Below are 13,239 nucleotides of genomic sequence, written 5' to 3'. Positions count from 1 at the left end.
TTTACCTGCTTATCTTTGCAAAACTGTATGTAGCCTTAATATAAATGACTGAAATATAGAGTTAAGCGGGCAATAAATCAGGTAAAGCAGGACTTTAAAATGAATCTTTGCTGAACTGCACAGAGCTGGTATTAAAGTTGTGAAAAAGCCACCTTTTTTGCAAAAATTACTGTGAGATTTTATTTGAAGTGCGTATCATATGCGCAATTGTCATTTTATTGACGCTTTTAACAAACTACAGGGAACACAACATGGAAATGATCCAACAATGGTATAACGAGTATTCACCAATGCTTGTTAATTATGTTATCGCATTTGCTACTGCAATTATCATTTACTGGGTGGGTGGTAAAATCGCTCGTGTGATCAGTAATGCTTTTGGTAAAACACTAGCAAAGCGCGATTTAGATTCAATCGTGGTTAACTTTTTAAAGAATATTGTTTATGGCGTATTAATGACTGGTGTGATTATCGCCGCATTAGGTCAAGTCGGTATTCAAACTGCGTCTTTCATCGCTGTTTTAGGGGCTGCTGGTTTAGCTATCGGTTTAGCGCTGCAAGGCTCATTGTCAAACTTTGCTTCAGGCGTGTTAATTATCGTGTTCCGTCCGTTTAAGTCAGGTGATTTCGTTGAAGCTGGTGGTGTAAGCGGTATCGTCGAAGAAATTAAACTGTTCTCTACTTATATTCGCAGTGGCGACAACAAGCAGATTATCCTGCCAAACTCGTCAGTAACCGGTGGTGCTATCACTAACTATTCAACTAAACCAACCCGTCGTATTGATCTGGTGATTGGTGTTAGCTACGACGCTGATATTAAACACGCCAAGAAAGTACTAGAAGAAATTGTTAACGGTCACGAAAGTGTTCTAAAAGATCCTGAGCCAGTTGTTGCAGTAGCTGAACTTGCTGATAGCAGTGTTAACTTTGTGGTTCGTCCGTGGGTTAATTCAGCTGATTACTGGCCAACGCATTTCGACCTAATGGAAACTATTAAGATTCGTTTAGACGAAGAAAAAATTGGTATCCCATATCCGCAAATGGATGTGCATGTACACAAAGAATCATAGTAATGGAGAGCAACATGAAAAAACTACTTATTGCTGGCGTTATCACGTCACTATTTAGCACGGCAGCAATGGCCGAAGATGATAAAACGTGGGCAGCAACGGCGGAACTTGGTGGCACAATGACCACGGGTAACACAGATACGTCGACGTTAAAGGCACGCCTTGATGCAACTCATACCCTTGCTGAATGGCAAAATGAGTATTACTTCGACACGCTGTACAGTAAAGATGATGACGAAAAAACGGCATCACGTTGGAAAATCGGAGCTAAAGGCGCTTATGTATTAGATGAGACAAGTAACATCTTTATCTTAGGTGAGCATGAGCAAGATGAATTCAGTACCTATGATTCAGTAAGCAGCTTTGCGGCAGGTTACAGCAAGAATTTATTCAAGTCTGAAACAGCGACTTTTGACGCCGATCTTGGTCCTGGTATCAAATTTTTCGATGTTAAAGAGGGTGATTCAGAAAAGACGGGTATCCTTCATGTAGGGTTAAGCTACGAAAATGCATTATCGGAAACTTCTAAATTCACTCAAGTATTAACGAGTGACATTGCATTTGAAGATGAAAAGTCGACAATTTCTCGCTCAGAAACTGCTATTACGGCAAATATCATGGGTGAGCTAGCGATGAAATTAGGTTTTATTGTTCGCCATGACAATAATGCTGCCGACGATAAGAAAAGTGTTGATACCGAGACAACAATTACCTTGTTATACACGTTTTAGTTAATACTTTCTTGCGATATACTAAAAACGTCAGCTTTTGCTGGCGTTTTTTTGTTTTATCAGATCCTTAATTAGAGTAATCCATGAAATTTACTGTGTTGTTTTTGTCAATTTTTATCGTATCAACTTCTTGTTTTGCTGATTCTAAGCTCGTAAAGAGTGAATTTGCTGAATCTTCGTTTGATGTCAAAAAAGATGACGGTGAAAATACATGGGATATGGCGATGGAAGTTGGGGCAACACTGACATCAGGCAACACAGATACCCAAACCTTTAAGGGCAAACTAGAAGGTGGACTCGATTATTTGGGTGGTCGTCTGAGCTACTTGGCGCAGTTTTATCAAAAATCTGTTGATGAAGAGAAAAATGCCGATAAATGGAAAGCTGGTTTAAAGCACAATATCTACTTCAATGAGCACAGTAGCTCATTTGCTATTTTCGAGTATGCTCGTGATAAGTTTGCCAGTGCAACGCAGACTATTACCTTTGCGGCAGGTTATACTCAACGCATTTTAGACAACCAAGCTATGTTGTGGAATGCTGATATTGGTCCCGGTGTCGTGCGTACAACAATGGATACTGGTGAAGCGACGCGAAAAATTGTCCACATGGGGTCTCAGTTTAAATATCGCCTTAGCGAAACTACAGAATTTGAACAAAAGTTAGTGGCGGATTTTAATACCGATGGTAACGAATACGATGTTTACCGTTCGGAAACATCGCTTTCTGCGAGTGTAGTTGAAAATCTAAAAATGAAAATTGCCTATGCCACTAAATACGATGCAGACGTTGAAGTTGGCAAAGAAAAACTCGATACCGAAACCTCTGTATCGCTGGTTTATATTTTTTAATTAATCTTTAACTAATTCAATCAGGACTAATTAGCCGCTTGATGGCGATAGGCGTCGATATCAATGTTGTATTCAAATGGATTGACGCCGCGTTTAATGGTTAGATTGCTGGTGGCTAAATCTATCATCTTCACTTCGTAATACTTGTTGTACTGCGTGTTATAAAATGTTTTAACCAGTGGCTTTTTCATATCGTCTTCGTTCGACTCCCACACCAAGCCTAATAGGTTGTTTGACAGCTCCACTAAGGAGCCGACTGGGTAGAAGCCAATACACAGAATAAAGGCTTTTAGTAACTCACTATCGAGGTGATGGCCACTGAGCCCCATCATAATCTTTAAGGCTGCTGCCGGTGACATGGCTTTTTTGTAGCAGCGGCTGGCGGTAAGCGCATCGTAAATATCAACAATGGATGACATGCGGCCAACTTCAGAAATTTGTTCGCCTTTTAAACCCAACGGATAACCATTACCGTCGAGTTTTTCGTGATGCATAGTGCTTACTTCACGGCTCATTTGCGTCAGATTTTCGATTTCATTGAGTAAGCTTTTCGAATAAACCTGATGCAATTTCATGTGCTCGAACTCTTCAGGCTCTAGGCGACCCGGTTTGTTTAATATTTCAAGTTTAACGCGTGTTTTACCTATATCGTGCACAATACCACCGACAATTAGCTGTGCTAAATCGGAGCGAGGCCAGCCTAAATATTTACCAAAAGTTGCCAGTAACACGCCGACATTCAACGAGTGCTCTGCCAAATAGGCGTCTTTGGTGCGCAGTGCTGACAATGAATGCAAGGCATCGCTGTTATTTGATAAGGACTCAACGATATCGTCGGCAGCTTTATTAATGGGCTCTAAATCTACTGCTTGCTCAGCAAATACATTTTCAAGCATTTTATTGACGGTGGCTTTTGATTCTTTAAGCAAGCGATGGGCACGAGTTATTTCGTTATCAAAGGCGACCAGCTTTGATTTATCACGTTTCCATGAGGCTGGCTCAATTTTGGTAGTAAAAGTTGAACGTTCAAAATCGACGGTCACTTCGATAATACCGTCGTTAATTAGCTTGTCGATAACTTGTTGACTAGGCACGCGTCCCGGTTTTTTAACAGCAATCTTTTGTTTGGCATCGTGAAATGCCAGTAAGAACATGCCTACTTTTAAATCGCCAATCGCTATTGTTTTAGAACTCACCTAATGCACCGTGGATTTGTATTAACCTATCAAACAGCGCGCATAATACACTATTTCGATTGATTTAATCAGAGATATATATCACTAAAAAGCGATACATGATAAAACACATTTTCAATTATTTTTATCTGTGATGTAGGTTTGTTTCAATGGCGCAACGCAATGTAGTTTTTCAAGGTAAATCCGATATTCTCTTTGATCTCGATGGTACTCTGGTTGATAGTGTTCCCGATCTTGCTTCGGCAGTTAATGTGATGCTAACGCAACTAGAGCGAGAGCATTTTAGCGAGGAGATTATTCGCAGCTGGGTTGGCAATGGCGCAAAGACCTTGGTTGAACGAGCGCTGAGTGGTCAGCGAGATATAGCCTCTGATCTTGATGCTGATTATGCTGCTAAGGCGCTGGCTATTTTTCTCGATGCGTATCAGCAACATGCTTGTGTCGATACGGTGCTTTATCCCAATGTTAAAAAAACTTTAGCAGAGCTCAAACAGGGCGGTTATCAACTACATATAGTCACTAATAAGCCTTTGGTTTTTGTAGCGCCTATTCTCGAAAATCTTGGAATCGATTCTTATTTTAAGCATGTATTGGGTGCTGATTCATTAGCAGAGAAAAAACCTCATCCAATGCCGTTATTACACATTGCTAACGAGCAAAAGGTTAGTTTGGAAAGCTGTGTGATGGTGGGAGATTCTCATAACGATGTGCTTGCCGCTAATGCTGCACCTATGGACAGTGTCGGCCTTACTTACGGATATAACTATGGCGAAAATATCGGGTTACATCAGCCAACGGCTATTTTCGATCATTTTGAACAACTACTCGATATTCTGCCACCAGTTAAAAATGTGAGTTAATTAGATGAGTAGTTCACAGCAAACAAAAGACGAAGCGTTATCTGTTGCCAAAGCGACGCAACGTCCAGGACAAACGAAAGAGCAAACCAAACTAATTGCGGCGGGTATCGAAAAGGGCATTAGCGAATATAAAAAACAGCACAAAGCCAAACAACGACAAGCCGATAAAGCTAAGAAGAAGCTGCGCAAGGAGAAGGCACAAGAAACTGTTGCCGTGAGCCAGCCTGTTAGTAGTGAAAGCACTACACCAACTAAATTACCTTGGCTGTTACTGGCCTTGTCATGGCTTGGTTTCATTGCTTTTGAGGTCATCACAAGTCTATGAATCAGTTAACCTTGATGGTTCAGGGCACAACCTCTGATGCCGGAAAATCGACTTTGGTGTGTGCCTTAGCGCGGGCATTTAAAAGACGCGGCGTTAAAGTTGCTCCGTTTAAGCCGCAAAATATGGCGCTTAATAGTGCGGTGACTATTGATGGCGGTGAAATCGGTCGTGCTCAAGCGCTACAAGCACAAGCCTGTAACCTTGAACCTATCTGTGATTTTAATCCTGTCTTACTCAAGCCGAGCTCAGAGATTGGTTGTCAGGTGATTATTAACGGCAAGGTAGCGGCGCAGCTTGATGCAAAAAATTATCACGACTATAAACCGACAGCGATGAAAGCTGTGTTAGCAGCTCATCAGCGACTACGCGATGAGTTTGAACTGGTGGTTGTCGAAGGGGCCGGCAGCCCCGCGGAAATCAATCTGCGGGATCGCGATATTGCCAATATGGGCTTTGCAGAAGAAGTTGATTGCCCAGTAATTTTAGTGGCTGACATTGATCGCGGGGGCGTCTTTGCGCATCTCACTGGTACGCTGGAGTGTTTGAGTCAATCTGAACAAGATCGCGTAATCGGTTTTGTAATTAACAAATTCCGCGGCGATCGCTCATTGTTAACCTCGGGTAATGAATGGCTTGAGCAGAAAACAGGTAAGCCTGTATTAGCTGTTTTACCCTATTTACAAGGTTTGTATTTAGATAGTGAAGATGCAGTTGCCACAGAGCAAGTTAAGCAAAACACCAAGCTCAACGTTGTCGTGCCTGTGTACCCTCGGATAAGCAATCATAACGATCTCGATGCACTGCGCGCGCATCCGCAGGTTAATGTCGAATTAGTTGGTCCGCAACTGACACCAAATCACCCAGCGTGTGATGTCATTGTGTTAATGGGCTCGAAAAACACTCAAGCAGACTTGGCGTGGTTTAAAGCGCAAGGCTGGGATAAAACCCTTGCCAAACATTTACGTTATGGCGGCAAGGTAATAGCTATTTGCGGTGGTATGCAAATGCTTGGGCAGCTAATCGAAGATCCGCAATGTATTGAATCACCAACAGGTGAAGCGTCACAAGGTTTAGGTTATTTACCACTTAATACGCAAATGACAACAGCGAAAGAGCTTACCTTAAAGCAGGGGATTATCACGCTACCAAATCAAGAGCCTTGTGAAATTAGCGGTTATGAAATTCACGCAGGGCAAACACAGTACGCGCAAAATGAAATTATTTCAGTTGTAAGCGATGACGATAATGCAGCAAATACTGGCGCTGGTTTCTTATCGAAAGACAAACAAATATTCGCTAGCTATTGGCACGGCTTGATGGATAAGCCTTCGGCATTAGATGCGATACTACACTGGGCCAGCGATGGCGATTCATTTGAGAGTGTTGATTATGAAGCGCTGCGAGAGCAAAGTATCAATGCATTGGCAGATAGTTTAGAAGAAGAGTTTGACTGGCAGCGGTATGAAGTGGTGATTGATGAGTTTTTGTCACAACGATAACTAGATGAATTAAATTAGAAAGTCACTTCCTTGTAATGTGCTTTTGAATTACGTCAATCTCTTTAACTATTGCGATAGCACATTAGTTACTTTTTTAAACCGCCAAAAAAGTAACCAAAAAAGCGGCCCGCAGATTTATCGCTTACTCTTAAATTATTAATTGCTAATTCAATACCGTATTTGATCCGCGTTTCGGCAACTGCTCCTGCGTTGCTCTACCTTCTGCGTCCATGCAGGCGCCTGCGGTAAATACTCAAAAGCTTGTCTGGAACAAACTTTAACTGCTTTAGCTGGCCTCGTAGAGGTGAGTACATGGACTGTACGAATCAAAATCGTCCTGATTTTTGTATTGAGCAATCATTAATTTAAGGCGATAAATAGCGGGGAATTGTCGTGCCCAATATGAACTTTTGAATAAAAAAGCCTGCGAGTTGCAGGCTTGTTCAGTCAAATCACTTAATCATTACAGATTATCTAAGAAATATTCTGTCATCATGGTTTTAAGGTGCAGTGTTGTGCCTTCACCTTCCCACAGGCCGTGGCTGCGGTTTGGATAAGACATAAAGTCGAACTGCTTGTTGTGCTTGATTAATTCGTTAATCAAACGCTCACTACCTTGATAATGTACGTTGTCATCACCAGTACCGTGAACTAGTAGCAATTTACCTTTGAGGTTTTTTGCGAAGTTGATGGCAACGCTTTGCTCGTAGTTTTCTTTATTGTCTTCTAGCAGACCTGAGTAGCGCTCTTGATAGATAGTATCGTATAAACGAATATCTGGTACAGGCGCGTTGGCGATGCCTACTTTGTAGTGATCTGGGTAGCGGAACAGTGCGTTTAGCGTTGATGTACCGCCGCCAGAGTGACCCCAAATACCGACGCGATTTTTATCGATGAATGGGAACTTTTGTTGCATTGCCATTAGCGCATCGTATTGATCGCGTGATGGAATTACGCCAGCTTTTGCATAAATCGATTTACGCCATGCACGACCTTTTGGCGCTTTGGTGCCGCGGTTGTCGATAGAGGCAACGATAAAGCCTTTTTGAGTTAGCAGTTGATCCCATAGGTAAGAGCTACCACGCCAGCTATCTTTTACTGTCTGGCCAGCAGGTTCGCCGTAAACATATAAGATGATTGGGTATTTCTTGTTTGGATCAAAATCTGCTGGTGTCGTGATGTAACCATCTAATACCACGCCGTCGCGCGCTTCAACTTGGAAGAACTCAGTTTCGCCTAAATCTAATTTGGCTAGTTTAGCTTTAAGTGCTTTATTTTCAGTTAATACGCGCTCAGTTTTATGCGTTTTAAGTGATACTAGGCGCTTGGTTGATGGCACGTTAAAGCTAGAATGGGTGTGAATTGCCCAGTTGGCTTTAGGATCCATGTAGTAGCTGTTAGTACCGCTAAACTGCGCTGGAGTTACGCGCTCTTTTTTGCCGCTGCCGTTTAAGGCTGCGCGGAATAGGTAACGCTGTGCAACGTCGTCAGGCGAGGCAATAAAGTAAACCCAGCCATTTTTCTCATCGATAGACTGAATTGATGTGATATCAAAGTTGCCTGGCGTTAAATCGATTACCGTTTTACCGTCGCGAGAGATTTTGTAGATGTGACGCCAATCGTCTTGTTCGCTGATCCACAAGAATGATTTACCATCGTCAATCCAAGTAACGTCGTAAACCCACTCTATAAATGTTTTCTCTTTTTCGGTGTAAATGTGGTTTAGCGCGCCTGTTTTAGCCGACACCAAGTACACTTTATTAGTGTCTTGTTTGCGATTCATGCGTTGAACGATGATTTCATCGCTATTGTCCGCCCAGCTCATTCGTGGAATGTACATGTTGTGGGCATCGCCTTTAAACTTCGCCCATACTGTTTTTTGATTGGCTAGGTTAACCACGCCTACTTTCGCCGCGGCATTCTTCTCGCCAACTTTTGGATAAGGGAAAGTAGTAATTGTTGGGTAGAGGCCATCGGTATTGTTAATCATGTGGAAATCACGTGAACCGCTAGTGTCTAACTGCCAGTACGCAATCTTTTGACCATCTGGACTCCAGCGGAAACCGTCGCGAATACTAAATTCTTCTTCGTAAACCCAATCAAATACGCCATTGATAATCGACTTTGAAGCGTCTTTAGTAAGTTGCGTAATTTTCTTAGTGGTTAAGTCTTGAACGTAGATGTTATCAAAGTATACGTAAGCAACTTTGCTAGCATCTGGTGAAAACTTAGCGAACATTAAACGACTATCTTGGTAATCTTTACCGCCGATTTTCGTCAATTTAGAGTTCTTTAAGTTAAGAACGTAGTAATCACCACGCGAATTTGAACGCCATACTTTCTTTGAGTTGGTGTAAATAAGTACTTGTGAGCGGTCTTTCGACCAAATGTAATCGTGGATTGATAGTGGTTTATCACTGCCTGTTGGAATGAGTTGTTCGGCAGAAATAAGTACAGTTCGCTCGTTGGTTTTTGGATCGTATTGAACGATGTCACGACCTACTGTTTTCATCTCGCCTTTATCGTTTTTCATTTTATAGCTAGATTTTTCAACAGCGGTATAACCGGTACCATCGGCTAACCAACGAATACGGCCGACCCACTCAGAGCGGAACTCGCCGTCTTTATAGATTTGTTCGAGAGTTAGTGGTTTTGCAACAGTCGCTTGAGTCGTCGGCGTGTCATTTGTTGCCTGACAGCCTCCCAAAGCAACCCCTAAGCCAAGCGTCAATGCAAGGCGTTTAAATAAACGATTCTTGTTCATTTGGGATCCTAAATGTGATTAGCGGGAATAAAACTTGTACACGGTATACAATTATGTGATTTTTTCCAGTGTTATTTTGTAACTTTTCGTTGTTGTTTTAATTGTTCAATGGGCTTGAAAAGTAACGATAATGGAACCATTTGAGTTATATTAGTCGCTCACAATTAAAGGTTGAGTTCATGAGAGTCCCACGCATATATCATCCACTGCCACTCAAATGTGGCGAAACCATTCAATTAGAAAGCGATGCTGCCAATCACGTTGGCCGTGTATTACGGCTAAACGCCGATGCGCCAATCATTTTATTTAACGGCGAAGGCGGTGAATATCAGGCTACCCTGGTTGAGTCTGGCAAAAAGAAAGTCTCGGCGCTGGTGGGAGAATTTAACGATAAGTGCATCGAATCGCCGCTAAAAATTCACTTAGGGCAAGGCATTTCTCGCGGCGATAAAATGGAGCTTACTATTCAAAAAGCGGTTGAGCTTGGCGTGACAGAAATTACTCCATTGTTTACCGAACGTTGCGGCGTAAAGCTTAGCGGCGAGCGATTGGAAAAGAAACTCAATCAGTGGCGTAAAATCGTCATTAGTGCCTGTGAGCAATGCGCTCGCAATACACTGCCGATTATTCATGAGCCGAAAAGTTTTGAAACTTGGGCGAGTGAAGAAACGAACGAATTAAAGCTCAATTTACATCCACGGGCTAGCCACGGCATCAATGGGTTAGCTGAACCTAGTGACGGTGTGCGCTTGGTGATTGGTCCAGAAGGCGGTTTATCAGATACCGAAATTGAATACGCTAGCGAACGCGGTTTTGAGGAAATTTTAATAGGCCCACGTGTACTGCGAACTGAAACCGCAGGATTAACGGTCATTAGTGCATTACAAACGCGTTTTGGCGATTTGGGTTAATAGTCGCTCACAATGAAGAATTATAGAAAGAGATCAGAGGAAACAGCATGAGTATAAAATTAGGGATCTTGATGGATCCAATCAAGGACATCAATATCAAAAAAGACAGTAGTTTTGCCATGTTAATGGAAGCGCAAGCCCGCGGCTACGAGCTCTTTTACATGGAAATGAACGACATCTATCTCGATCAAGGCCATAGTTATGCTCGTGTCATGCCTGTTTCAGTTAAAGACGATGCCAACGATTTCTATCAACTTGGTGAGCCGCAGGAAATTCGCTTAAGTGATTTAGATGTATTACTGATGCGTAAAGATCCGCCATTCGATACCGAGTTTGTTTACGCCACTTACCTGCTAGAGCGCGCCGAAGATGAAGGTTTGCTCGTCGTGAATAAACCACAAAGCCTGCGCGATTGTAACGAAAAACTCTACACCGCATGGTTTGCAGATTTAACCCCGCCAACTTTAGTGACACGCCGTGAAGATAAAATTCGCGAGTTTTACGCCAAGCACAAAGATATGATCTTAAAGCCACTCGATGGCATGGGCGGCTCATCAATCTTCCGCGTTAAAGAAGGCGATGCCAACGTTGGCGTGATTATTGAGACTCTAACTCAGTTAAATACTGTTTATGCGATGGCACAAGCCTTCGTCCCTGATATTAGTAATGGCGATAAGCGTATTTTGATTGTCGATGGTGAGCCGATACCATATTGTCTAGCGCGTATTCCAGCTAAAGGAGAAACGCGTGGTAACCTAGCTGCTGGTGGTCGTGGTGAAGCTCGCCCGCTATCTGATACTGATTGGGAAATTGCTCGTCGTATCGGTCCAACGCTAAAAGAAAAAGGCTTAATTTTCGTCGGTTTAGATGTTATCGGTGACAAGGTGACCGAAATTAATGTCACTAGTCCGACTTGTATTAAAGAAATTGAAGCTGCCTTTGATGTTGATATTACAGGCGCATTAATGAATGCAATCGAAGCGCGTCTAGCCGCTAAAGGTAAGGAATAAGCATGAGTGATTACACAGTTGTTCAACGCGCCATCGAGCAAAAGCTCAATGATGAATTTGCACCGAGCTTTTTGGAGATTCTTAACGAGTCGCACATGCACAGTGTGCCGCCAAATTCAGAAACTCACTTTAAAGTAACCTTGGTGTGTGATGCGTTTGATGGCATTCGTCAGGTTAAGCGCCATCAAATGATTTACAAAGTGCTCAGTGAAGAGTTAGCTGGCCCAGTTCACGCGCTGGCGCTCCACACCTTCGATAATTCACAGTGGCAAAACGCTAATGTGCCAGACTCGCCAAACTGCTTAGGTGGCAGTAAGTTCGATAAGTAACTTGTACCCCAAAAACGAACAAAGCCCCGTGATTGAAAAATCACGGGGCTTTTTATTGGGGTTAAGTTTTATTAATTAACCACCGATGTATTGGTAAGTGGCTTGTAGGCCTAATGGAATACCAATTGACCAATAGATAAGTAGGAAAATAGTCCAGCACACCATGAAGGCAATTGAGAACGGTAGCATCATTGCTGTTAACGTGCCGATACCTGCTGAGGTTACGTAGCGCTGACAGAACACTACCACTAGTGGGAAGTAAGGCATTAGTGGTGTAATGATATTAGTACTCGAGTCACCGATGCGATACGCCGCTTGGGCTAAATCTGGTGAAATACCAAGTTGCATTAGCATTGGTAGGAAAATAGGTGCTAACAGCGCCCATTTAGCCGAAGCTGAACCAACAAACAGATTAATAAAGCCTGTTAAAACGATGATACCGACAATGGTTACAGCGCCTGGTAGTTCTAATGCTTTAAGGAATTCAGCGCCATTTACTGCGAGTAAAATACCGAGGTTTGACTGACCAAATGAGTAAATAAACTGGGCAATAAAGAACATGATAACAAGGTAATAACCCATGCCTGACATCGCCGTCGACATGCCTTCGATAAAGTTCTTAGAGCTGTTAATTTTGCCTATGGTGATACCGTAAACCAATCCCGGTAGTAAGAAGAACAAAAAGATAAGCGGTACAATAGACTTCATTAGCGGTGCGGTAAACGCAGTTAACGTGCCGTCTGCACCACGCCATGGTGAAGATTCCGGAACGGCAGTTGCGATTAATACTGCCACAGCTGCAACAATTGACCACAATGCGTAACTTAGTGCTTTGCCTTCCTTTTCAGTTAGCGCTTCCATCTTTGGCAAATCTTCTAGATCACCATCGAGCTTGTTGTCCGCTAATTTGGGCTCAACAACTTTGTCAGTAATAAACCAACCCAAGCCCGTGATAAGTAATGACGATGCTGCAGTAAAGTAGTAGTTATTTAATGGGTTTAACACTACTTTAGGATCGAGAATTTGTGCACCAGCTTGTGAAATACCTTGCAGCATAGGATCGATGGCCGATGGTACAAAGTTCGCCGAGAAACCACCTGATACACCGGCAAATGCCGCTGCGATACCAGCAAGAGGATGACGACCTGCGGCGTAGAACATAACGCCACCTAGTGGAATAACTAACACGTAACCCGCGTCCACTGCAGTGTGTGAAACTATACCAATCAAGATTACTAATGGCGTTAATAGTGCCGTTGATGTTTTAGCAAGTAGCGAACGAAGTCCTGCGTTAATAAAACCAGAATACTCAGCAACGCCAATACCTAGCATGGCAACTAGCACTACGCCTACTGGGTGGAAGTGAGAGAAGTTGGTCACCATAGTCGAGAACAAGTTGGTGATCGCTTCGCCTGATAGCTGATTATGGATAATTACTTTTTCACCAGTGCGTGGATCGATTGCCGAAAAGTCGATGCCTGACAATGCCCAAGATAGCACCCAAACAAAAGCGAGGAGGGCAATGAAGAGAACTGCCGGATCCGGCAGCTTATTCCCGTAATGCTCGACGCGATTGAGCATTCTTTGGGTTAAAGAAGGTTGTGTCATAGTTAGTCCTTATTATTGTTCTGTGCTGTCTGTATGTGGACAGTGAGAATTGCGACTAATGTATATACCATTTTATGAGCAGTTA

Annotated in this window: 12 protein-coding genes; 9 read left to right on the top strand and 3 right to left on the bottom strand. The window is 42.8% G+C overall.

Translation table 11 applies throughout. From position 1 onward, the window contains the following. Positions 1–251 precede the first annotated feature (251 nt). From MHM98_RS07145 to MHM98_RS07135, 3 genes are all read left to right on the top strand, one after another. On the top strand, positions 252–1,070 hold the full coding sequence (locus MHM98_RS07145; protein ID WP_239438572.1) for a mechanosensitive ion channel domain-containing protein: 819 nt from the start codon (positions 252–254) through the stop codon (positions 1,068–1,070). A 14-nt stretch (positions 1,071–1,084) separates the two neighbouring features. Further along, entirely contained in the window at positions 1,085–1,801 is a 717-nt protein-coding gene (locus tag MHM98_RS07140; RefSeq protein ID WP_239438571.1) for a DUF481 domain-containing protein, read from the top strand. A gap of 83 nt (positions 1,802–1,884) precedes the next feature. Continuing rightward, positions 1,885–2,652, top strand: coding sequence for a DUF481 domain-containing protein (locus MHM98_RS07135; RefSeq protein ID WP_239438570.1), 768 nt, complete (start codon positions 1,885–1,887; stop codon positions 2,650–2,652). Between the two features lie 26 nt (positions 2,653–2,678). On the opposite strand, the gene MHM98_RS18915 is transcribed toward MHM98_RS07135, so the two are convergent. Beyond that, positions 2,679–3,848, bottom strand: a complete 1,170-nt coding sequence (locus tag MHM98_RS18915; protein WP_239438569.1) for an HD-GYP domain-containing protein — start codon at positions 3,846–3,848, stop codon at positions 2,679–2,681. Positions 3,849–3,997: 149 nt separating this feature from the next. On the opposite strand from MHM98_RS18915, the gene MHM98_RS07125 reads away from it, so the two are divergent. Genes MHM98_RS07125 through MHM98_RS07115 form a run of 3 tightly spaced genes read left to right on the top strand, consistent with a single transcriptional unit; the run spans position 3,998 to position 6,532 of the window. Beyond that, a complete protein-coding gene (locus MHM98_RS07125; RefSeq protein WP_239438568.1) occupies positions 3,998–4,708 on the top strand; it encodes a phosphoglycolate phosphatase in 711 nt (236 codons plus the stop codon). 4 nt (positions 4,709–4,712) lie between these two features. Next, positions 4,713–5,033: a DUF2956 domain-containing protein gene (locus MHM98_RS07120; RefSeq protein ID WP_239438567.1), complete on the top strand. Its 321-nt coding sequence runs from the start codon at positions 4,713–4,715 to the stop codon at positions 5,031–5,033. Continuing rightward, positions 5,030–6,532 (top strand): cobyric acid synthase, encoded by a 1,503-nt coding sequence (locus MHM98_RS07115; protein WP_239438566.1) that lies wholly within the window; start codon positions 5,030–5,032, stop codon positions 6,530–6,532. The genes MHM98_RS07120 and MHM98_RS07115 overlap by 4 nt, the downstream gene beginning before the upstream one ends. A 463-nt stretch (positions 6,533–6,995) precedes the next feature. Here MHM98_RS07115 and MHM98_RS07110 read toward each other — a convergent pair whose 3' ends face one another. Beyond that, positions 6,996–9,296: a S9 family peptidase gene (locus tag MHM98_RS07110; protein ID WP_239438565.1), complete on the bottom strand. Its 2,301-nt coding sequence runs from the start codon at positions 9,294–9,296 to the stop codon at positions 6,996–6,998. Positions 9,297–9,475: 179 nt separating this feature from the next. Between MHM98_RS07110 and rsmE the strand changes: the two genes are divergently transcribed. The 3 genes from rsmE to MHM98_RS07095 are packed head-to-tail and all read left to right on the top strand — an operon-like array spanning position 9,476 to position 11,546. Continuing rightward, a complete protein-coding gene (rsmE, locus tag MHM98_RS07105; protein WP_239438564.1) occupies positions 9,476–10,207 on the top strand; it encodes a 16S rRNA (uracil(1498)-N(3))-methyltransferase in 732 nt (243 codons plus the stop codon). A gap of 47 nt (positions 10,208–10,254) precedes the next feature. Then, the gene (gene gshB / locus MHM98_RS07100) at positions 10,255–11,217 is read left to right on the top strand and encodes a glutathione synthase (protein ID WP_239438563.1); all 963 of its coding nucleotides are present in this window, start codon (positions 10,255–10,257) and stop codon (positions 11,215–11,217) included. Between the two features lie 2 nt (positions 11,218–11,219). After that, positions 11,220–11,546 carry a BolA/IbaG family iron-sulfur metabolism protein gene (locus MHM98_RS07095; protein WP_239438562.1) on the top strand — a complete coding sequence of 109 codons (327 nt, stop codon included), beginning with the start codon at positions 11,220–11,222 and terminating at the stop codon, positions 11,544–11,546. Positions 11,547–11,621: 75 nt separating this feature from the next. Here the strand turns inward: MHM98_RS07095 and MHM98_RS07090 are convergent, their stop codons facing one another. Next, positions 11,622–13,154: an AbgT family transporter gene (locus MHM98_RS07090; protein WP_239438561.1), complete on the bottom strand. Its 1,533-nt coding sequence runs from the start codon at positions 13,152–13,154 to the stop codon at positions 11,622–11,624. Positions 13,155–13,239: the final 85 nt, after the last annotated feature.

This window comes from Psychrobium sp. MM17-31 (assembly GCF_022347785.1).
Lineage (GTDB): Bacteria > Pseudomonadota > Gammaproteobacteria > Enterobacterales > Psychrobiaceae > Psychrobium.
Note: the sequence above shows the minus strand (reverse complement) of the source record. Positions and strands in the feature narration are given on the sequence as shown.

Bases quoted from the DNA above. Each gene is read 5' to 3' on its own strand.
- MHM98_RS07145 (WP_239438572.1), top strand. From the start codon at position 252: ATGGAAATGATCCAACAATGGTATAACGAGTATTCACCAATGCTTGTT.
- MHM98_RS07140 (WP_239438571.1), top strand. From the start codon at position 1,085: ATGAAAAAACTACTTATTGCTGGCGTTATCACGTCACTATTTAGCACG.
- MHM98_RS07135 (WP_239438570.1), top strand. From the start codon at position 1,885: ATGAAATTTACTGTGTTGTTTTTGTCAATTTTTATCGTATCAACTTCT.
- MHM98_RS07125 (WP_239438568.1), top strand. From the start codon at position 3,998: ATGGCGCAACGCAATGTAGTTTTTCAAGGTAAATCCGATATTCTCTTT.
- MHM98_RS07120 (WP_239438567.1), top strand. From the start codon at position 4,713: ATGAGTAGTTCACAGCAAACAAAAGACGAAGCGTTATCTGTTGCCAAA.
- MHM98_RS07115 (WP_239438566.1), top strand. From the start codon at position 5,030: ATGAATCAGTTAACCTTGATGGTTCAGGGCACAACCTCTGATGCCGGA.
- MHM98_RS07110 (WP_239438565.1), bottom strand. From the start codon at position 9,296: ATGAACAAGAATCGTTTATTTAAACGCCTTGCATTGACGCTTGGCTTA.
- rsmE (WP_239438564.1), top strand. From the start codon at position 9,476: ATGAGAGTCCCACGCATATATCATCCACTGCCACTCAAATGTGGCGAA.
- gshB (WP_239438563.1), top strand. From the start codon at position 10,255: ATGAGTATAAAATTAGGGATCTTGATGGATCCAATCAAGGACATCAAT.
- MHM98_RS07095 (WP_239438562.1), top strand. From the start codon at position 11,220: ATGAGTGATTACACAGTTGTTCAACGCGCCATCGAGCAAAAGCTCAAT.
- MHM98_RS07090 (WP_239438561.1), bottom strand. From the start codon at position 13,154: ATGACACAACCTTCTTTAACCCAAAGAATGCTCAATCGCGTCGAGCAT.